Source organism: Desemzia sp. AGC72, from assembly GCF_057334175.1.
The window spans coordinates 210,118-230,477 of record NZ_JBHFIG010000006.1 but is presented as its reverse complement, the minus strand read 5'-3'; the positions used below and the strand labels follow the sequence as shown (position 1 = coordinate 230,477).

The following is a 20,360-nucleotide window of genomic DNA, read 5'->3' as shown; positions in this document are numbered from 1 at the left end:
AGGTAATCATAATACAATAAGCAACAAAATAAGCTCCTAAATCATAAGATTCTTGTATAGGAAAGTCTCCCATCTTAGCCCCCGTATTAAAACTCGCTCCATCATTATTTTAAGAATCAGAAATAAACTATCTCTTGTCCCTATTTCCATCTCTTTACGACTTCTAACAGTTCATTTTATTTACTTCTATTATATAGAAGACGCTTTCGCATAGAAAGACAATCATTATTTAATTTCTCAAAAAATTCTGTACACAAAAAGAAACACTTTCCTTAAACAGAAAGTGTTTCTTTTACTCATTTTACATTTCACCAGTTTTTTCTTGATACGTTTGCAGTTGATACATGTCGTAATAAGTTTCTTTATTCTCAATCAACTGATCATGCGTCCCATGTTCGATGATTTGTCCGTTTTTCATTACTAAGATCAAATCAGCATCTTTGATGGTCGACAATCTATGAGCAATAATCAACGATGTCCGGCCTTTACGCATGTTTGCCAACCCTTTTTGAATTTTCTCTTCTGTTTCTGTATCGATGTTAGCAGTAGCTTCATCAAGAATCAAAATACGAGGTGAGCGTAAAATCGTTCTGGCAAAACTGATCAGTTGTTTTTCTCCCGCAGATAAACTCGCTCCGCGTTCGATTACTTTTGAATGGTAACCTTGGTCCATTTCTTTGATAAAGTCATCGGCATAAACGAATTCTGCTGCATTCTTCACTTCTTCTTCCGTATATTCCCCGCTGTACATGCGAATATTGTCCAAGATCGTTCCGTAAAATAAGAAACTGTCCTGTAACACCAATCCCATTTTACTGCGCAGCTCTTCTACAGGAATGTCTTTTAAAGAATGCCCATCAATTGTGATGTCCCCATCAAAATAATCGTAAAAGCGCATCAATACATTAATGATTGAACTTTTACCAGATCCCGTCTGACCGACTAAAGCCACCGTTCCACCCGGTTTCACTTCAAAATTGATATCACGCAAGACTTGTTTTTCTCCGTCATAAGAAAAATTCAAATTGCTGACACGAATATGTCCTTCAGTGATTCTAGCTTCACTATCAGCGTTGGTTGTCGGAGCCAGTTCATTATTGTTCAATAATTCTTTCACTCGGTGCCCAGAAACAATTCCGTCTTGTAATGAACTCAAGCTGTTCATCATATGGCTGATGGGTTGGAAGAATGAGCGCGAGTAAGAGGTAAAAGCATAAACCAGCCCGATATCTACAGCACTTTGGTTCCAATCTTGGTAACCAAAAATAATTAAGACTGCGACTAAAGCAAGGGATTCAATAACATTGATAGCCGGAGCCAATAGCAAAGCATTCATACTGTACATTGACCGGCGTGACACAACGTAATCTTGATTGACTTCATCAAATTCATCAATCAATCTTTTTTCTTGATTGTATTTTTGAATGATGCTCATCCCACTGATGGATTCACTCAACTTTGCATTCAATTGACTCAATACCCTTCTCATTTGCCCATATACTAATGTACTTCTTTTACGGTAAACTCCTGCGATCCAAACAATAAATGGAATAAACAGGACAAATACCAAAGCCATCCTCCAGTTCAAAGCAAACATCGCGATTCCGATTGAGATAACATTGAATAGTCCGGTAGCAATCGTTAAAAAGACTGTCCAAAACTCTTTAATGGTCTCAGTATCGTTAGTTACTCGTGAAACCACTGTACCGGCAGGCGTTTGGTCAAAGTAGCGCATCCCAAGAGTCACCACTTTTTGGTACAATTGGTTTCGAATATTTCCAACTGTTCTTTCAGATGCTGTATTAAACAAAAAATCTTTAGCATAATCTGAAGCTGCTTTCAGCAATGTCAAAATCCCATAAAAAATAACGATCCGTACGGTGATCTCCATAGTAGCCGTTCCGTCTGTCAAATACGTATCAATATAGCGTTGGATAATAATCGGTAAATATGCAGCTATAGCCGATCCAGCAGCTAAAAAGATAAAGGAAACAGTGTAAAACCACTTAAATGGTTTTGCAAAATGAAACAACGTTTTTAAAATACTAAAGGATTCTTTGAGAGAGAAAGAAGTTTGTTTTTGTGCTTCCATATTATACTCCCTCCTTATCTAGCTTCATTTCCAATTGTTGTTTGTGGTACATATCGTTGTACCATCCTTGTGTGTAAATCAATTCTTGGTGTGTACCTCGCTCATTGATAGTGCCGTTTTCCATCACAATGATTTCATCTGCGTGCATGATAGAACTGATACGATGAGCAGAAATGATTGTTGTTTTATGGCTTCTTTCTTGTTTCAATGAAGTTAAGATAGCCTCTTCTGTATGTGCATCTACTGCAGACAAAGAATCATCTAAAATCAAGCACTCAGATTCTACAGCTAATGCACGAGCAATAGCGATCCGTTGCTTTTGTCCTCCCGACAGAGAAACACCTCGTTCACCGACTTCCGTATCGTAACCATTCGGAAATTGAAGAATATCTTCATGAATATTAGCAATTTTAGCGTACTTCTCCACTTCTTCTTGTGAAAGACGCGGGTTCCCAAATCGAATATTTTCTCGAATCGTTGTTGAAAACAAGAAGTTTTCTTGGGGAACAATAGCGATTCCTTTTTTAAGAGACTCTAAACTGTAGTCTTTGTTATCAATATCGTTATAAGCCACTCGGCCTTCGTATTGATCATAATCGCGCATCAATAATTTGTAGATCGTACTTTTCCCAGCACCTGTTCTTCCGACAATCCCCAACAAGTTTCCTTGATTTACTGTGAAAGAAACATCAGTTAAAGCAGCCTGAGTATCTTCTGGATAAGTAAAAGATCGAATATCAAATGCAATATCGCCATCCAGAGCTCCCAGATGTGGATTTTCTTTTTCAACAATAGCAGGTTTATAACTTAATAAAGCATTTACTCTGTCATAAGCCGCACTTCCGCGCTCCAGCGTATTGATCAGACCACCAACTGCCAATAATGGCCAGCGCATCATTCCAATGTAACTCATAAACGCAACTAAATCTCCAATCGAGATTCGTCCGATCTGTACGAAGTTTCCGCCAACTAGTAAAGCAATGACGTAAGTCAAACCCATCACGATTTCAATACTAGGATTCAAAGCTGCTTTTAATTTATAAACACTTTGGTTTTCATCCACTACATGCCTTGTCTCATTTTTGAAAGCAGAAAAATCTTCCTCTTCTTCTCCAAGAGTCTTCAATACCTTCATTCCTGTCACACTTTCTTGAACATGGTCATTCATGGAAGAAAAAGCCTGCAGAGCTCCGCGATAACGAGAATGAATCATTTTCCCCAAACGAGTAGAAACGACGATCAAAATCGGAAACGGCAAAACAGCAGCCAGCGTTAGTTGCCAATCAATAAAAAAGAACATTGAAAACAGCGTTACTCCGCCTAAAGACAAGGCATCCGTCAATGTCAACACTCCATCAGCAGCCACAAAACGAATCGCTGCTAAATCATTGGTCGCATGCGCCATCAAATCTCCAGTACGGTATTTGTGAAAAAATTCTGCGTCCATTCGAGTAAAAAAAGAAAACAATCGATTACGAAGAATCGACTCAATCAACGTTGAATTTCCGAATAAAGCCATTCTCCATCCATAACGCAACGCGTACATAATAAGTGCAAATAAAACAATCAATCCAACCCACGACAGTAAAATAGGCCATGTCAATGTCCCTTCTACAAAATGGTCAATGACTGTCCCAATAATTTTAGGATTCATAACTTGCAGTATGGCACAAATAATCAATGCCACAACACCAAATGTGTAGCTCTTCCAGCGCAGCTTGAAGAACCATCCATATTTTTTAAACGTAGAAAACATTTTTTCAATCCTTCCTTTTTCTATTTTCATTTCCATCCGTATTTCATCTTTTCCCACAAAAAAGAACAACTAGAAATCTTTCCTATTTGTTCTCAATAGCAGCACCTTTATTATTCGACTAAAATAATTATTCAGCTCGTCAAAAAACGTCCAGCTCCAGAATAGCATAAGCATAACGCTTACCACAAGTAAGCTTCATTAATTTGTCTTAAACTGGACTGAAAAAGAAGCTGACTTCTACAATGAAGTCGCTTCTTTCATAGAAATATTCATCGTTATTAAAAAAAGCAGATTCGCTTATAACATAACTTAGTAGTCGCCATTTGATGGATGAACGATATTTTAGTGAATTTTATTATCTTTTGCACTTCTGATTTACCCGTCTATTCGATAAGTTTTGTTTAAAACGTCATCAGTTGTTAAAATATAAAAACCATTTTCTTCAGACCATTCAGCGTAAAGAATATCTTCTAAGGAAAAGTATCCTTTTCTTTCTAAATTTTCCATCAACCAAGCTCGTTCTAAATCATGCGTCTGAAGAACTCTATTTTGTATGACGCCTTCGTCTATTACCATAATAGACATGACTTTATCGTCGTCTGATTCTTTGATCAGACTAACTTGTCCGGCGTTTTCCAATACCACATGTCTGGCATTTTCTACTGAGAAACACTGTTGCTGTCTTAGCATCGTTCTCAATTGTTCTAATTCAATATGATTTTTAGACAGCTCTTTTACGTTTAGAACGCCATTTTTTATCAGTATAGAAGGTTCTCCTTTTAATAAATGATTGATTTTGTCGTTTTTTTGAACGACTCGTTCTATAAGATAAATCATTACGGCCCATAACACCAATGCGAACAGCAAATGTCCAACGCCCACTTTGTCATCGTAAATGGATTCCTCTAAAATTCCGCCTAATACCAGTGTATAAACTAAATCGAATGGAGTAATATTGGATAATGATTTTTTTCCTATCAACCGAACGACGATCAATAGACCTAACAATCCAAATATTAATTTAAGAGCTATCGATATGAGCATACCCTTTCCCACCTTAATTACACTTTTTGATTGTTTCCATTAAGTAGAATAGTATCAATCACTCCCTTAATTTTTCGTAAATAACTACAGGAGCAATAACATATCCATCCTATCCTATTTATATCACTTTTCTCTTGATAACCCCTCTTTTATGCTCATAACTTGGAAATGTCTTATTCTAGGAAGAGAGCCGGCTATTTCGTGCCTCTTTTGGAGTAACGCTTATGTTGGTAGAAAGCTCCCAGAGTTACGCTAACTACAAAAATGACCGTTACCATAAAGATTTGAGCCCAATTCATATATTGATCTTTTACATATTGCACAATCATCATTGTGACTATCACGATGATTGTAAGCTCTAAAATTCCTTTGATTTTGCTTTGCATTCTGCATCTTCTAACTCAATAATTGATTAAATCACATGCTTTCCGTATGTGTTTTTCATATGCATCTAGACCTTGCTAAATTCTTTGCTGATCTCTAGCTTTCATTTTGTCTAGTTCCTTCTGTACAGCTTTTTGTTTTTTATCATGACCACTTTCCCATATACCTGCTAATGTGAACAAACCAAGAAACGGCATCAATACGTCTCTTATTGAAAACTCCAGTACTCCTTCTAAAACGAAGAAAATCACTAACCCGATAAAAGCAATTGGAAATACGAAACCTAATGCTTTGTATTCTTTATATCCAAAGTAATACTGTAGACCGAATACCGCTATTAAAGGAACCAGAATATATATCGTTAATAAATCCATTATTGCACCTCTTTTTTATATTTTTCAATAATTTCATTTGCATTATCTAAGCTGATTTTATCTTCTATCACCATTTGCATAATTGAACTGACAAATGGATCCTTTTCTTTATCTGAATATAATCTCACTTTATTAATCACTCGGTCTAGTCTCAATCTTACAGTTGGATAACTGACCTCATATACTTTTGCTAATTCTTTTAAAGATCCAGATGCTAAAATCAACTGTCTGATAAACTCTTTTTCGTCTTTTTCCAAATTATCAAACCATGGGTAATTCTCCATACTCGTCTCCTTTTTTAAAAATTATTTACTTTTATTTTAACATTATTAAAAATTATTTCAATATTTTTATTAATATTATTAAATTTTTGTCCTTTTCATGGATCGAATGCCAATATGTATTCGATCCATGAAAAGGACAAAAAAAACCTCAAGATTTTTTCTCGAGGTTTTATGCTTGATTTAAATAATTTTTTATTTGGCTATACAAATTCTCAGCAGATTTTTTTTCTGGCGAATTGTTATATTCAGTCGAATGAAAAAATATCATTTCTATCTCATTCAAAAAGTTTTGGAACAGCTCTTTTTTTCTTTCACAGCTGATTTTTTTGGAACCTTGGATCATTTCAAAATTTAGTTCAAAGTCTTTTATTCCCATTATTCACTTCTCCTTTGTTTCCATCCACCGATTCAATAAATTGTCTCAAGGATTTCTTAATATTGCTTGATTAACAAATTCAATAATAAGGGACTTTACTCTTATACCTTACGTTATTTTCTAGCAGAAAGATAGGGGCTAGGATAAAAAAACAAAAAAAAATAAAGTCAATGTCACGGAAACCACATAAAGTGAATTCTGCATCATCGACCTTACTACCTATATTTGATTCTATTCCTGCAAAAGCTTAGTGAATAGCTCCTCCAACTTGTTTCAAGTCTTCCTTGCCATCAAATTCTACAACAGCTTCAATAGCTGCTGTTAAGCCTTTTGTCATATCTGACAGACTCATAGCTGGCTGACCAGGTTTGTCTACAACTTGTTCTGGAATATAAGGAACATGGATAAATCCGCCTTTTATTTCAGGGAAGTTGGTGTGAATCATGTATTGAACTTGGTACATGATATGATTGCACACAAACGTTCCAGCTGTATTTGATACGGCTCCCGGAATACCGGCATTTTTTATCGCTGTTACCATAGCTTTGACGGGTAATTGAGTGAAGTAAGCTGCATCACCGTCTTCTTTGATAGGAGCATCAATTGGCTGGTTTCCTTCATTGTCCGCAATGCGTGCGTCATCGACGTTTATGGCTACACGCTCAGGAGAAATCTCAAATCTTCCCCCAGCTTGACCAATGCTTAATACGTAATCAGGTTGAAAATCTTCGATAGCTTCTTTTACTACCTCTGCTGATTTATTGAAAACTGTTGGAATTTCCAACTTTTTAATTTCGGCACCATTAATAGTATCAGCTAATCCTTTTACAGCTTCCAATGCAGGATTGATTTTTTCTCCGCCAAATGGATCGAATCCAGTAACTAAAATTTTCATGTTTAAAATCCCTTTCTTTAAATCGTTTAATATTGGTTGAAATTATACCACTAATCTTACTTTCGAACTAGAGACGCAATCTCCCACATCCTGGAGTTGAGCTGCATGCCTCAGCTCCTCGGAGAAAATCATTTCATTTTTTGAGGATAAAAAGCATCCTCTAAAAATGAAATAGGTTTTTCTGCCGGAGCTAAACGAGGCACTCCACATCCTGGAGTTGAGCTGCGAGGCCTAGCAATGAAGCAACAAAGATACCTTTTGGGATTGAAAAGAATCCCAAACAATTTTCCGTGATTTTCTCATCAAGCCAGAACAGCAATCTCCATATCCTTCTTTTAAAATGCCCAGAAGTACATTAGGGCTATGTGGACAACGATCATGATCAGGGCTAATGGTGTTTGTTCTTTGATAACACCTGATTCGTTTTTCATTTCTAATAGCGCTGCTGGCAGTGCGTTGAAGTTTGCTGCCATTGGAGTCAATAGTGTTCCACAGAATCCTACTGTCATAGCTAGAGCTCCTGCAATTACAGGATCTCCTCCTTGTGCAATAACAAACGGAACCCCGATCCCTGCAGTAATGACTGTAAATGCTGCAAATGCATTTCCCATGATCATTGTGAAAATGACCATTCCTAAACAATAAGCAACGACTCCTAAGAAGCGGTTTCCTTCAGGAAGCACTGTTGAGATTCCTCCAGCAATTACTTCTCCAACGCCTGCAGCTGTGAAGATCACTCCTAAAGCTGCTAACAATTGAGGCAAAATACCTGTTGTCCCAACTTGTTGAATCATCCGGTTGCTGTCATCCATAACTGTTTTTGGAGTTGCTTTCGTGACGAGCATACCTGTCAGTAAAGAAACTACTGCACCAATACCGATTCCAACTTGTCCGCCAAGTTCAGTAAATTGTGCCACACTGACCGCAACTGCAGCTAATACAACAACTGGAAGAAAAATCCAATTACCGATACGGTCACTAGCTTTTCCGGCTTTAGCCTCTTCGATTGGACGAACATGACCAAGTTTGACTTGCTTCAATAAAGTCAGGACACCAATCACTAATAGCATGATCCCACTTAAAGAATATGGAATGAAGTTTCCTATAGCAAATATTACACCTAACAAAAGCCAAAATACAGTAGTGCCTAATCTAGTCGGATGCGTTTTATCTACAAATACTGAACCAGCAGTGTAGATCAATAAAAATCCAGTTAAAATAAAGAAAAATTCCAATAAATTATTGATCGTTGATTCCATTGACTACTCAGCTCCTTTTTCAGTTGGATTTTTACCGTATTTATTTTTTAATTTTCTATCAAACAATATGTTTGAAGTAGCTACAAAAGCCAATGCAATCAGAGCTACTGGAATAGAAGCTTGCGCAACTGCTACAGCGGAGATATCATAGCCCAGTGATTTCATCGTTCCTGCAATCAATAACACTCCTGAAGCTGCAATAAAAGTGTTTTGAGCAAAGAAATTTCCATAATTTTCTGTGGCAGCTGAACGAGCTTTGATACGCTCAACATCCTGTTCATCCAGTTCTCCATATTTAGCTTCTGCAGATGCTTGAGTCATCGGCTCGATAAGAGGACGAATAAATTGAGTTTGTCCTTGCATGCGGATAGAGAATAATCCAGCCATTTCCCGGATAACCATATAAAGAGACAACATACGTCCAGGAGTCAATCCTTTGATTCTTTCAATCAGCTTTACAGCTTGTTGACGCAAACCGAAACGCTCAGATATTCCAATCATCGGCAATGTCAATAAGAACAACGTAACTAAACGATTAGCTACGAAAGCTTCTCCAAGTAAAGATATGAATTCTGTAAATGATATTCCCGAAACCAAAGCTGTTGCTAGAGCTGCTATTAAAACAACCGCAATAGTATCGAATTTAAATATAAAACCGACAACGATAATGGCGATTCCAATTAATTTAATAATTTCCACTGCTTCCCACTTCTTTCTTCTTTATTATTATGTACGCTTTATTCATATTTATGAATAAGCGTTAATAAACAGATTAAAGATATCTTAGAAGGTTTGCAACTTTTTTTTGACTGAAAACGTATTTATTTGCATATTTTTTTCATTTCAAATTTTGGTATAGGTGAAATATTATACAAAAAAGAACCCTAGAATGGAAAATACACTTTTCATTCTAGGGTTTCTTTTCTTAAATTCAGGCCTGAGTTCTCACTCCAAATAATTGGTCTTTCAATATTAAATGAATCGTTATCATACCTGTAAATGAGTATTTAAAGAGTAGATTGTTTTATTTTCTTAATTTATAGTTGAACCAGTCAAAATGGGCTTCGTTCTGACTCTTTTCTCCATTACCAGTTGCATACAATCCAAATACGTTTCCAGTGAAGCCGCCTGAGACTTCTGTAGCCAACAACCCGCACTCACCACGTCCCAGATGGACAATCTCGCCATCAGGAGAAATGATTTCAAATTTATACCATTCAGAGTCAGCTAGGATACGTAATTCAATAGAGTCTTCTTCATAACCGAAACTTTTTTCGATCACACTTATTGAACCAACATTTTTTCTCAAAAATACTTCCTGTTTATCATTTACAGTTCTTAAACCAATTTCATAATGATAGTGTTCATTAGCAAATACCGTCAATCCAGCTTCTTCAGAGTGTTGCGGTTTAAAATGCAGCAATGTTGATATTTCACAATCAAAATGTTCTTGGCGACGCCCAACAAACGTATGCCTTGCAGTATCCCGTAACGTTGCTGGAGAACCGATCAGACTCAAGGTACCATCTTGCTCGTTCAGCACGTAATTCTCTTCTATTGGATTTCTTCTATAAATCCATTTGTGATCTAATACAGATTGATTAAAATCTTCTCTTTCTTTCCAATCGAAACGCTGTACTGATGTGATGGAATCATGCTCGATTTCTTCCCCGATCATACCGTTGTCTCCCACTATAGGCCAACCGTCTTCTGTCCAAGTAACCGGTGCTAAAAATGTCTCCCGACCTAAATGATGTTTTCTTGGATAACCAATGGGCCTAAACGCCAAGAATATAGCCCACCAAGAACCATCTATGTGCTGCACTAGATCGGCATGACCTGTAGCTTGTATCGGATGATCCTTACTACGATGTGTCAATATAGGGTTCCCTTCGTAACTTTCAAATGGACCATACGGATTTTTGCTTCTGGAAATCGTCAACATGTGCCCATATTCTGTTCCGCCTTCTGAAATCATTAAGTAATAGTACTCTCCTATTTTATAAAGATGAGGCCCCTCCGGATACGCACCACCAGTTCCTTCCCATATAAGTTTACGTTCAGAAAGATATTTCCCTGTCTGCACATCAATTTCTACTTGATAGATACCCGGCTTCTCGCCAACACCGCCAGTTCCAGTCAAGTAGCATTTCCCGTCTTCATCAAAGAAGAATGAAGGATCGATTCCTTGGTTGTCTTCAAACCAAATAGGTTCTGACCATGGTCCAGCCGGATCTGTAGCCGTAACGTAGAAATTTCCGCCTTCTAATACATTTGTGGTCACCATATAAAACACGCCATCATGATAGCGTATCGTAGGCGCATAAATACCGCAAGAACTTGGTGTCTCGTTCAATGGCAGCTGCTTTGGTGTAGTTAAGCAATGACCTATTTGTTCCCAGTTCACAAGATCCGTGCTGTGAAAAATTGGTACACCTGGGAAATATTCGAATGTACTGGTCACCAAATAAAAATCATTTTCTACTCTGCAAATACTTGGATCTGGATAAAAGCCACTGATAATCGGGTTTTTAAATTTCATTTCATATCTCCTTTATCATTTTATAGCTTGATTATCCAAGAAAACGCTTTCTATTTATACTGTTAAAATAAGCTCTTTTGTAGTAAAAAATAGCTTGCTGACTTTAGTCAGCAAGCTATTCGTTTAATTCAGTTGCGCACCGTTTGATGCAATCACATTTTTATACCAATAGAAGGAATCTTTCTTAAGACGATTCAATGAACCTGATCCATCATTTTGACGATCTACGTAAATAAATCCATATCTTTTTGCCATTTCTCCCGTTCCTGCACTGACTAAGTCAATACAGCCCCAAGAAGTATACGCAATCAAGTCTACTCCGTCTTTTATGATCGCATCCCGCATAGCTTCTATGTGTTCCTTTAAGTAAGCGATCCGATAATCATCATGAATTTTGCCGTCTACAACTTCGTCAACAGCTCCCAATCCGTTTTCTACGACCATTAAAGGAACTTGGTAACGATTGTATAAGGTGTTTAGTGATGTCCGTAACCCTATCGGATCAATTGCCCATCCCCATTCAGACTCTTTTAAATAAGGATTCTTTTCACTTATCATTGCGTTGCCGTTATTCTTTTTACCCGTTTCTTCATAACTTGCGGCACCAGATGAGTAATAACTGAACGAAATGAAATCAACCGGATAAGCCGCTAATATTTCTTCATCTCCTTGCTCTACTTCAATATGAATACCCTTTTCTGCAAAATAAGCCAACTTATTATCAGGATAATATCCTCTGACTTGAACATCTGTGAAAAAATGCTTTTCTTCTTCTTTTTGTATTGCCGTAAAAACATCTTCAGGCTTGGAAGACAATGGATAGACAGGCGCATAGGCAATCATACACCCTATTTGACTTGTTGAATCAATCAATTTAGCCTCCTTAGTTGCCAGCGCACTCGCAACAAATTGATGATGAAGCGCTTGGTACATCACTTCTTCTGGATTTTCACCTTCATCAGCCGCTGAACCAATTGAGATTTGAGGAATAAACGTCGCCATGTTGATTTCATTAAACGTCAGCCAATAATTTACTTTCCCTTTGTATCGTTCAAATAAAGTTGTTGCAAAACGAACATAGAAATCAACTAATTGACGGTTTTTCCATCCTCCATAATGATCCACTAAGTACTGAGGCATTTCAAAATGAGAGATAGTCACTAAAGGTTCTATGTCATATTTGTCTAATTCATCAAAAACTTTATCATAAAAAGCTAACCCAGCTTCATTCGGTTCAGTTTCATCTCCATTTGGAAAAATTCTTGTCCAGGCGATGGATAAACGAAAAATCGAGAAACCCATTTCTGCAAATAAAGCAATGTCTTCTTTATAGCGATGGTAAAAGTCTATTCCCACATGTGAAGGATGATAATCTCCTACCCCTCTAAAACGCTCTTTCATATCGCGAGAACACGTCAGCCCGTCAATTACTGATGGACCTTTTCCATCAACGTTCCAAGCACCTTCAAATTGATTCGCAGCAGTTGCGCCGCCCCACAGAAAGTTTTCAGGAAATACCTTTGGTTGATTCATTGATTACATTCCCCTCTCTTCTATTTTAAAATTGCTCCATTGGATGCAATGACATCTTTGTACCAGTAGAAACTTTTCTTTTTGTAACGTTCTAGTGTTCCTGTCCCATCATTATTGCGGTCTACATAAATGAATCCATAACGTTTTTTCATTTCTGCAGTAGAAGCACTTACTAAATCAATACAACCCCAAGAAGTGTAACCCATGACTTCTACGCCATCTTTAATGGCTTCGCCTACTTGAACCAAGTGATCATTCATGTAATCAATCCGATAATCATCATAGACCGTTTTATTGCCGTTTTCGTCAGTAATCAACTCATCTACTGCTCCCAGACCGTTTTCCACAATGAACAATGGTTTTTGGTAACGATCATAGAAATCGTTTAAGGCAATATATAAACCTTTCGGGTCGATTTGCCATCCCCACTCTGATGCTTCTAAATGAGGGTTAGCGATTCCTCCCATAATATTTCCTTTTCCTTTATTGTATTTCTCAGGGTGTGCCGATTGAGCAACACTCATATAGTAACTGAATGAGATAAAGTCGACCGTGTTTTCAGCCAAAAGTTCCTCATCACCTGATTCAAAATGAATCGAAATGTCATTGTCGCGGAAGAAACGTTTGATGTAATTAGGGTACTTTCCGCGTACATGGATATCAGAGAACAAGTAGTTTTGTCGCTCTGCATGCATTGCTGCCACAACATCATCTGGATTAGGTGTCATTGGATACGTTGGCATAGCGATGACCATACAGCCGATTTGGAAATCTGGATTAATTTCTTTCGCGATTTTTGTTGCAGACGCACTAGCAACCAATTCATGATGAACAGCTTGGTATAAATCTTGTTTAGACAGTTCTTCAGGTGGAGTCAGGATTCCACCACTCATGAATGGAGCATGCAAGACTGAATTGACTTCATTAAACGTCAGCCAATACTTCACTTTGTCTTTGTACCGAGTAAATACAGTTCGTACATAATTTTCGTAAAAACCAATTAATTTTCTATTGGTCCAACCATTGTACTCTTTCGATAAATGCAGAGGTGTTTCGTAGTGTGATAACGTTACTAATGGTTCGATTCCATATTTATGCAACTCATCAAATACTCTATCGTAAAAAGCTAAACCTGCTTCATTCGGCTCACTCTCATCTCCATTTGGGAAAATACGCGACCAGGCAATAGATGTGCGATAAACTTTGAAACCCATCTCTGCAAAAAGTGCGATGTCTTCTTTGTAACGGTGATAAAAATCAATACCTTCTAATTTCAAATTGTCTTCTGTCGGACCATCTGTAATCGGCCCAAAACCTCCTTGTGGGGTAACGTCTTGTACAGATAATCCTTTTCCGTCTACATTATATGCCCCTTCATATTGATTAGCAGCTGTTGCGCCGCCCCATAAAAAGTCTCTTGGAAATTCTGTTATCATCTATTTTTCTTCCTCTCTCATTCTTTTTGATTGTTTTTTAAATCAGTTTCTACCTAGCCTACAATGGACAATAAATAATCTCCATTTGTTAAGTCTCTATCTTTAGTAGACAAAATGTCTGTATAGTCGTTTGTGTTTGTTACTATGACTGGAGTAATCGTTTCATAACCTTTACCACGAACGACATCTAAATCGACACTTAACAACAATTGACCAGCAACAACTTTATCGCCTTGTTTAATATGAGCTGTAAATCCTTCACCTTCTAGTTGAACGGTATCCATTCCAACATGAATCAAGATCTCTGTGCCATTTTCTGTTGTGAGTCCTACAGCATGAAGAGTTGGAAACAATATCGTAATGGTCCCATTGGCAGGAGCATAAACTTTTCCGTCTATTGGTTGAATCGCAATACCTTTCCCTAAAGCTCCTGTAGAAAATGCTTCATCTTTGACTTGAGACAATTCAACCGTTTCTCCAGTCATCGGACTAGCAATCAAATCTTTTTCAGCAACGTTTTGACTATTTTTAGTTGCTGATACTGAAACAGTTGAATCAGTGGTCATACCATTTGTTGATGTGCCAGTTGTTTCAGTTGCTGTTTCTTCATATAAAGTAGGAACTTTTGTAAAGTACATCAATACGAATCCTAAAACTAACCCCACTAAACTTACAATCACTGCTGCCCAGAAATTAAAGGTATTGACTCCTGATGGATCAATAGCCGCTGGTAGAGCAAACAATCCTAATCCCCCTATGTTGTATCCAGTTAATTGGAATACTCCTGCAAGAACACCCGTTACAGCCCCAGCAATACAGCTTAAGATAAATGGTTTTTTCATTGGTAAAGAGATACCGTAAATAGCTGGCTCTGTTACCCCAAAGAAACCAGAGATGATTGCCGGGATACTCAATTGTCTCACTTTTGCTTCTTTTGTCTTCAACGCAATAGCGATGATGACACCTGTTTGAGCAAATGAAACTCCTAATACCGTTTGAAGCAAAGTATCAAATCCCATAGTGGATAAGTTGTTGATGGCAATTGGAATAAAACCCCAATGTAAACCAAACATTACAAATACTTGCCAGAAACCACCCATAATTGCTCCAGCAATTGCTGGGCTAAAATTGTATACAGCTGATACTCCTGATCCAATCAAGGTTGCTGCCCATGTAGCAATTGGTCCGATTGCTAAAATCGTTACCGGTACAACAATCAATAGAGTAAGGAAAGGTACTAAGAATAGTTTTACTACATCTGGAATGATTTTTTTCATTGCTTTTTCAACTTTTGCTCCAAAGTAAGTAGCCAAAATGATCGGCACTACTGAAGAAGCATAGCTCATCAAGATGACTGGCAACCCTAGGAAAGTCATATAGATTGGTGACTCAAAGATCGTTCCCGCAAATAATGTATACAAAGGTTCAACATCTGCTGGGTTCACTAAGCTTGGATAAAGCATCGCTGCAGCAATCGCCATCCCTGTAAAAGGGGTCAATCCAAATCGTTTACTTGCTGTGAAAGCTAAGAAGATAGGTAAGAAGTTAAATAATCCATCCCCTGCAGCTTGAATCAATAAGTAAGTTCCGCTAGTTTGTGCTACACCAAAAGCCACTAGTACTGCAGCTAAACCTTTCAACATCCCAGTAGCAGCTAACGGACCTAAAATCGGTTGGAAAATTTTAGAGATCATATCAATGAACTGATTAAAGACACTTCCTTTTTCTCCTTCATCAACTGGAACTTCTCCCTCAGTGTTCAAATTACCCACTTTAGCAACAGCGTTGTAAACATCAGGTACATGATTCCCAATGACCACTTGATATTGTCCGCCGCTTTGGATAACAGTTACGACCCCTTCTCTTTTCTTCAAGTAAGCTGTATCCGCTTTACTTTCATCTTTTAATTTGAAGCGAAGTCTTGTAATACAATGTGCTAAACTGCTGACATTCTCTTTTCCGCCGACATGATCTAATATATCTTTTGCTAATTCTTCATATTTCATTTTAATCCCTCTTTTTAAGTTTATTTGGTAAAAATAAAAACCTAAACGGATAGCATACTAAGAGCGCAATTCTGCTTTGCTCTTACTTACTATCTGCTTAGGTTTTGCCTGATTGAACAGTAACAATCCTTTAAGATCAGATTTAATTAGTTATATATGATTTACTACTCGATGGATGTGAATGGTTAAGTAAATTTTTTCATCTGGAGAAACTTGAAATTGATAGCTCTCTGAAATATACACAGCTATTTTTTCTGTACATTTTAGCGCATCCGGGTAATTAGATTTGACCTGTTCAAGTAAAAAGGTATCTTGGGAAGTTGGATAAGTTTCTTTAGAGACTACTCGTTGACTAAAGTACTGCAAATGAGTCATAAATCGATTATAAGAAATCGATTCTTCTTCAAAAACAATTCCGAAATGCAACCGAACGATATTTAAAATATCTTGTACTATTCTGGTTACTTTGATTGTTTCTTCGATCAGTTGACCTTCTTTTTGAGCATTTACAAAATGCAATGCAATTGAAGCTGCTTCGTCTGCATCAAGTGCTGTACCCGTATATTTTTCAATAATAGCTAAACTTTCTTTCCCTAATTCATACTCTCTTCGATAAAACCGTCTAACTTCCCAAGCTAATGGGTTTTTCAAATTAATTCCTTCAGCTGTTCTTTGGATAGCGTAGTGTATATGATCTGCTAAAGTAAGGTAAACATTTGAATCAAAAGTCTGTTGTAGATCTTGCTCGGCTTTAACAACAATAGCAAAAACGGCATCTGATTCTTCAACTGGAAGAGTTTGGTATACAGCTTTTAAATATTCTGCTGGTTCATCTTCTTGAATAACAAATTTCTTTTCAATGAACTCTTCTTCGATGGCATCTCCAGATTTTTTTTGAAAACCGATTCCTTTACCCATTACAATCATTTCGGATTGTCCTTTTGTTTCGGCAAGCACAACATTATTGTTAAATACTTTTTTTACTCGCATGCAGCAAACATTCCCCCTTTCAATAAAAAAAACCTAAACTGATACCAAATGACAAAAAATTATCATTTCGTAACAATTTAGGTTTTGCCTGCACAACCAGTAACAATCCTTAAAAAGATAATACCATGTAACTTTTTGTTATGCAAGCCCTTTCTTTTTTATTTTTTAGTCTTTACACTGTGATCTCGATCCAATTCCCTTCAGGATCTTCTACCACACTTTCGTAATAACCGTCACCTGTTGTACGCGGTTTTCCTTGGCAGGTGTAGCCATCTTTGATCAACTGCTCTGTCAGTTGGTCCACTTTTTCTTTACTGCCTACTGAAATGGCCAAATGCGCCCATCCTAACATAGCTGGTTCATGAGCTTCTGTGACATCAGTACGCGACATCAATTCCAATCGAGCTCCTTCTGCAAATGTCAGAAAATAAGATTTAAAACCTTTAGCAGAATTATGATACACGTCATTTGATGTAGCACCAAAATAGTTGCAATAGAATTTTTTTGCAGTTTCCAAATCTTTTACCCATAGTGCGATGTGTTCAATATGCATAGTGTACTCTCCTATTTTATTCTCGTATTTTTTATTGCTATACTAATTGCAATCGTTACCAATAGTATAATGAAAAAAAGACTCATTGTCATGGTTAATTCTGTCAGTAATAAGGAGCATGTTTATTATGATTAAAAAATATACCTTTGATTTGAATTTAGATAGTTTATGGCTGACTGTTTTTCTACTGGTGCCAAGTGTTGTCTGGTATTTCTTCCCTGCTCCTAATGATGTATTAAGAACAGAATCCGTCACTCCTATTTCCGATACGGCAGCCTCTGTTAGTCAAGTTATCTTTATCGGAATATTATGCTTCACAGTAAATGTTGCTGCTCCAAAACGTAATGTTAAATCTAAACCAATGATTTCGACTATTCTTTCTTGTTCTGTTTATTATCTTTCCTGGTTCGTTTATTACATTGGAATTGTTAATTTCGCAGTGATTCTGGCTTTAACCCTTGCTCCTTGCGCCGCTTTTCTTTTCTATGCCTTGGAGAAAAGAAATCACATAGCGCTTTTTCCGATGGGAATTTTCACGTTCTGCCACATTGTGTATGGTGTAGTCAATTTTCTATAAAGATTAATTCAATAAAACAACCTTTGCCGCAAAAGCAAAGGTTGTTTTCTGCTTATTCTGCTTATTCTTCTTTTTCTTGAATAGCGCCTTTCAATTGAGCTGGATCAGAAGGAGGATTGTCTAAGATATTTCTGACCTCGTCTAAGTCGGCTTCTACATTCCATAACAAGATGCCTGCCGGTTTATTGTCTTTCAAGTAATAAACCACTTTTCCTTCACCCACTTCGTCGATCATTGTCTCCAGCCCTGAATCCAAAGTACCGATCGCTTTCCATGAAATGTCAAATACCACGGAATAAAAGTATGGCGTATACGTATATGGCTCATCCGATCCAGCCATCACTTTACCTACTGTTTCTCCAGAATTTCGGGCATGATCCACATGCTCGATGCGGTTGCTGCCTAAAATCTCATCTGGATAAGTAGCAATATCTCCTGCCGCGTAGATATTTGGATCACTGGTGCGCAAATACTGATCTACAATGACTCCATCGTCTACTTTCAAACCACTATCTTCAGCAAGATCCGTTCGCGGTGAAACTCCTAAACCACTCACAAGAGCGTCTCCTTCGATTTCCTGTCCATCATCAAGAGTCACGATAATCTTGTCTCCGTCTTTTCGGTAAGATTCGGCACGCTTGCCATTCATCATTTGAACGCCAGCTTCTCTAAAAGGTTGTTCATATTCTTTCGTGATTTCTTCAGGGAATTGTTTTTCTCCTAACACCTCTTCAGGATAGACAAAAGTTACTCTCGTTTCGTTTTGAATCAATCCAGCCGCTAGTTCTGTTCCAATGTAACCTCCGCCTACAACAATGATATGATTGTTGTTGCCTGAGTAAGCACGCAACTTGCGATAATCTTCCCAGCTTCTAAAGAAAATCGCACGATCATCATCTGGTCCTTCAATTTCGATAGGCTCGCTACCCGTAGCTAAAAGCAGCTTATCGTAACTTAAAATTGAACCATCATTCAATCGAACCGTTTTTTGGTCTCGGTTGATTTCCGTGACGGCTGTTTCTAATTTCAACTCCACGCCATTTTCTTCTGTATCTAGAGGAATCTGGTCTTGAGTAAACTCATCATCTGTCCACAGCTTTTTAGTCAATGCTGGACGCGTATAGGGAACATCTTGGTCTGTTGAAATAATGCCGATACTGCCTATTTTATCGTATTCGCGAATCCCTTTGACTGCATATGCGGCGACCATCCCACCTCCAACAATCAAGTAATTATACGGTTGGTTCGCTTGTTGCATATTTTGAATGTTATCTCTTTCTTCGTTTTTCATGTATCTATTCTCCTCTCCATTATCAACTACTTCATATTTTTATATCGTTGCTACTGAACCGGAATCTACTCGGTAATTCGAACCATTTACAAATGAAGCTTTGTCTGAACATAGAAAAGCAATAACGCTGGCCACTTCTTCTACTCGACCTCGGCGTTTTAGTTCCATAAATGGTCTCTTTATATCTAGGAAAGATTCTACCGCTTCTTCTATAGATACATTTAACTCTTTAGCACGATTTTCCATCATGGTATCTGTCATCGGAGACTCAATAAAGGCTGGGGACACAGTATTGACCAACAATCCTTCACGCGCATAAGTCCGTGACAGCCCTTTTGAAAAGGCAATGATTCCAGCTTTAGCACTATCATATGGCAATTCATCGTCATAAGGTTGAACTCCATTTTCAGATGAGATAAAGACAATTCTACCCCAACCGCCATCTCTTAAATCGGGTAAGAATTCTTTTGTTACACGAACTGGTCCGATCAAATTCACGTCCAGAGTATGTTGCCAATCCTCAACAGACAATTCATGGAACAATCCTTGATTACCTGTGATTCCGGCAGAGTGAACAAGAATATCGATTTTTCCGACATCTTTAGCAATCTTATCGCGGAGCTGCTTGATTTCTTCTTCATTAGTAATGTCTGCGGCATAAGCAAACAGTCTGTCATTTTCTCCCAGTTCATTGACCGCTTCTTTTACTTCATCATCTTCTTTTCCAGTCAAAATAACGGTAGCTCCTTCTTCCAAAAGAACTTTTGCTGTTGCTAATCCGATTCCTGAACTCGACCCTGTAATCAGTGCTGATTTTCCTGTAATCCCTAAATCCATCGTTATTGCCTCCTCAGTGAGTGCCCATTTGATTTTATTTGACTGATCCAATACTCTCAGCCGCTTACTATCTAAAATGGTACTATTCTACACAAAGAAAGACAATTTTTACGCTTTTGTAGTTGTTTTCT

Annotated in this window: 18 protein-coding genes; 1 reads left to right on the top strand and 17 read right to left on the bottom strand. The window is 37.6% G+C overall.

The window, feature by feature from the left end:
• Positions 1-301: 301 nt before the first annotated feature.
• The 15 genes from ACE025_RS04515 to ACE025_RS04445 form a co-directional block, all read right to left on the bottom strand.
• The gene (locus ACE025_RS04515; RefSeq protein ID WP_485937888.1) at positions 302-2,092 is read right to left on the bottom strand and encodes an ABC transporter ATP-binding protein; all 1,791 of its coding nucleotides are present in this window, start codon (positions 2,090-2,092) and stop codon (positions 302-304) included.
• Position 2,093: 1 nt separating this feature from the next.
• Positions 2,094-3,848, bottom strand: coding sequence for an ABC transporter ATP-binding protein (locus tag ACE025_RS04510; protein ID WP_485937927.1), 1,755 nt, complete (start codon positions 3,846-3,848; stop codon positions 2,094-2,096).
• A 375-nt stretch (positions 3,849-4,223) separates the two neighbouring features.
• Positions 4,224-4,892 carry a DUF421 domain-containing protein gene (locus ACE025_RS04505; protein ID WP_485937886.1) on the bottom strand — a complete coding sequence of 223 codons (669 nt, stop codon included), beginning with the start codon at positions 4,890-4,892 and terminating at the stop codon, positions 4,224-4,226.
• 461 nt (positions 4,893-5,353) lie between these two features.
• Entirely contained in the window at positions 5,354-5,650 is a 297-nt protein-coding gene (locus ACE025_RS04500; RefSeq protein ID WP_485937884.1) for a hypothetical protein, read from the bottom strand.
• On the bottom strand, positions 5,650-5,934 hold the full coding sequence (locus ACE025_RS04495) for a DUF2089 family protein (protein WP_485937882.1): 285 nt from the start codon (positions 5,932-5,934) through the stop codon (positions 5,650-5,652). The genes ACE025_RS04500 and ACE025_RS04495 overlap by 1 nt, the downstream gene beginning before the upstream one ends.
• Positions 5,935-6,103: 169 nt before the next feature.
• On the bottom strand, positions 6,104-6,310 hold the full coding sequence (locus tag ACE025_RS04490; RefSeq protein ID WP_485937881.1) for a hypothetical protein: 207 nt from the start codon (positions 6,308-6,310) through the stop codon (positions 6,104-6,106).
• Between the two features lie 247 nt (positions 6,311-6,557).
• Positions 6,558-7,205, bottom strand: a complete 648-nt coding sequence (pcp, locus tag ACE025_RS04485) for a pyroglutamyl-peptidase I (protein WP_485937879.1) — start codon at positions 7,203-7,205, stop codon at positions 6,558-6,560.
• 335 nt (positions 7,206-7,540) lie between these two features.
• Complete coding sequence (locus ACE025_RS04480) at positions 7,541-8,464, bottom strand: DUF979 domain-containing protein (protein WP_485937877.1); 924 nt, start codon at positions 8,462-8,464, stop codon at positions 7,541-7,543.
• Between the two features lie 3 nt (positions 8,465-8,467).
• Positions 8,468-9,163, bottom strand: a complete 696-nt coding sequence (locus tag ACE025_RS04475; protein WP_485937875.1) for a DUF969 domain-containing protein — start codon at positions 9,161-9,163, stop codon at positions 8,468-8,470.
• Positions 9,164-9,488: 325 nt separating this feature from the next.
• Complete coding sequence (locus ACE025_RS04470) at positions 9,489-11,006, bottom strand: glycoside hydrolase family 43 protein (protein ID WP_485937873.1); 1,518 nt, start codon at positions 11,004-11,006, stop codon at positions 9,489-9,491.
• 123 nt (positions 11,007-11,129) lie between these two features.
• Positions 11,130-12,539 (bottom strand): glycoside hydrolase family 1 protein, encoded by a 1,410-nt coding sequence (locus ACE025_RS04465; RefSeq protein WP_485937871.1) that lies wholly within the window; start codon positions 12,537-12,539, stop codon positions 11,130-11,132.
• Between the two features lie 20 nt (positions 12,540-12,559).
• On the bottom strand, positions 12,560-13,975 hold the full coding sequence (locus ACE025_RS04460; RefSeq protein ID WP_485937869.1) for a glycoside hydrolase family 1 protein: 1,416 nt from the start codon (positions 13,973-13,975) through the stop codon (positions 12,560-12,562).
• A 53-nt stretch (positions 13,976-14,028) separates the two neighbouring features.
• Positions 14,029-15,981 carry a beta-glucoside-specific PTS transporter subunit IIABC gene (locus ACE025_RS04455; protein ID WP_485937867.1) on the bottom strand — a complete coding sequence of 651 codons (1,953 nt, stop codon included), beginning with the start codon at positions 15,979-15,981 and terminating at the stop codon, positions 14,029-14,031.
• A gap of 150 nt (positions 15,982-16,131) precedes the next feature.
• Positions 16,132-16,971, bottom strand: a complete 840-nt coding sequence (licT, locus tag ACE025_RS04450) for a BglG family transcription antiterminator LicT (protein WP_092479302.1) — start codon at positions 16,969-16,971, stop codon at positions 16,132-16,134.
• 172 nt (positions 16,972-17,143) lie between these two features.
• Positions 17,144-17,524, bottom strand: a complete 381-nt coding sequence (locus ACE025_RS04445) for a VOC family protein (RefSeq protein WP_485937865.1) — start codon at positions 17,522-17,524, stop codon at positions 17,144-17,146.
• A 127-nt stretch (positions 17,525-17,651) separates the two neighbouring features.
• Here ACE025_RS04445 and ACE025_RS04440 point away from each other — a divergent pair, with 127 nt between their 5' ends.
• Positions 17,652-18,101 carry a hypothetical protein gene (locus ACE025_RS04440; RefSeq protein WP_485937863.1) on the top strand — a complete coding sequence of 150 codons (450 nt, stop codon included), beginning with the start codon at positions 17,652-17,654 and terminating at the stop codon, positions 18,099-18,101.
• A gap of 61 nt (positions 18,102-18,162) precedes the next feature.
• Here ACE025_RS04440 and ACE025_RS04435 read toward each other — a convergent pair whose 3' ends face one another.
• Both ACE025_RS04435 and ACE025_RS04430 read right to left on the bottom strand, forming a co-directional pair.
• On the bottom strand, positions 18,163-19,392 hold the full coding sequence (locus ACE025_RS04435; protein WP_485937861.1) for an NAD(P)/FAD-dependent oxidoreductase: 1,230 nt from the start codon (positions 19,390-19,392) through the stop codon (positions 18,163-18,165).
• Between the two features lie 39 nt (positions 19,393-19,431).
• Positions 19,432-20,229: an SDR family NAD(P)-dependent oxidoreductase gene (locus ACE025_RS04430; RefSeq protein WP_485937859.1), complete on the bottom strand. Its 798-nt coding sequence runs from the start codon at positions 20,227-20,229 to the stop codon at positions 19,432-19,434.
• Between the last annotated feature and the right edge of the window lie 131 nt (positions 20,230-20,360).

Excerpts from the sequence above, each read along its gene's own strand:
- ACE025_RS04495 (WP_485937882.1), bottom strand. The coding sequence starts at position 5,934 with ATGGAGAATTACCCATGGTTTGATAATTTGGAAAAAGACGAAAAAGAG.
- ACE025_RS04510 (WP_485937927.1), bottom strand. The coding sequence starts at position 3,848 with ATGTTTTCTACGTTTAAAAAATATGGATGGTTCTTCAAGCTGCGCTGG.
- licT (WP_092479302.1), bottom strand. The coding sequence starts at position 16,971 with ATGCGAGTAAAAAAAGTATTTAACAATAATGTTGTGCTTGCCGAAACA.
- ACE025_RS04465 (WP_485937871.1), bottom strand. The coding sequence starts at position 12,539 with ATGAATCAACCAAAGGTATTTCCTGAAAACTTTCTGTGGGGCGGCGCA.
- ACE025_RS04445 (WP_485937865.1), bottom strand. The coding sequence starts at position 17,524 with ATGCATATTGAACACATCGCACTATGGGTAAAAGATTTGGAAACTGCA.
- ACE025_RS04470 (WP_485937873.1), bottom strand. The coding sequence starts at position 11,006 with ATGAAATTTAAAAACCCGATTATCAGTGGCTTTTATCCAGATCCAAGT.
- ACE025_RS04500 (WP_485937884.1), bottom strand. The coding sequence starts at position 5,650 with ATGGATTTATTAACGATATATATTCTGGTTCCTTTAATAGCGGTATTC.
- ACE025_RS04430 (WP_485937859.1), bottom strand. The coding sequence starts at position 20,229 with ATGGATTTAGGGATTACAGGAAAATCAGCACTGATTACAGGGTCGAGT.
- ACE025_RS04440 (WP_485937863.1), top strand. The coding sequence starts at position 17,652 with ATGATTAAAAAATATACCTTTGATTTGAATTTAGATAGTTTATGGCTG.
- ACE025_RS04490 (WP_485937881.1), bottom strand. The coding sequence starts at position 6,310 with ATGGGAATAAAAGACTTTGAACTAAATTTTGAAATGATCCAAGGTTCC.
- ACE025_RS04455 (WP_485937867.1), bottom strand. The coding sequence starts at position 15,981 with ATGAAATATGAAGAATTAGCAAAAGATATATTAGATCATGTCGGCGGA.
- ACE025_RS04480 (WP_485937877.1), bottom strand. The coding sequence starts at position 8,464 with ATGGAATCAACGATCAATAATTTATTGGAATTTTTCTTTATTTTAACT.
- ACE025_RS04435 (WP_485937861.1), bottom strand. The coding sequence starts at position 19,392 with ATGAAAAACGAAGAAAGAGATAACATTCAAAATATGCAACAAGCGAAC.
- ACE025_RS04515 (WP_485937888.1), bottom strand. The coding sequence starts at position 2,092 with ATGGAAGCACAAAAACAAACTTCTTTCTCTCTCAAAGAATCCTTTAGT.
- pcp (WP_485937879.1), bottom strand. The coding sequence starts at position 7,205 with ATGAAAATTTTAGTTACTGGATTCGATCCATTTGGCGGAGAAAAAATC.
- ACE025_RS04460 (WP_485937869.1), bottom strand. The coding sequence starts at position 13,975 with ATGATAACAGAATTTCCAAGAGACTTTTTATGGGGCGGCGCAACAGCT.
- ACE025_RS04505 (WP_485937886.1), bottom strand. The coding sequence starts at position 4,892 with ATGCTCATATCGATAGCTCTTAAATTAATATTTGGATTGTTAGGTCTA.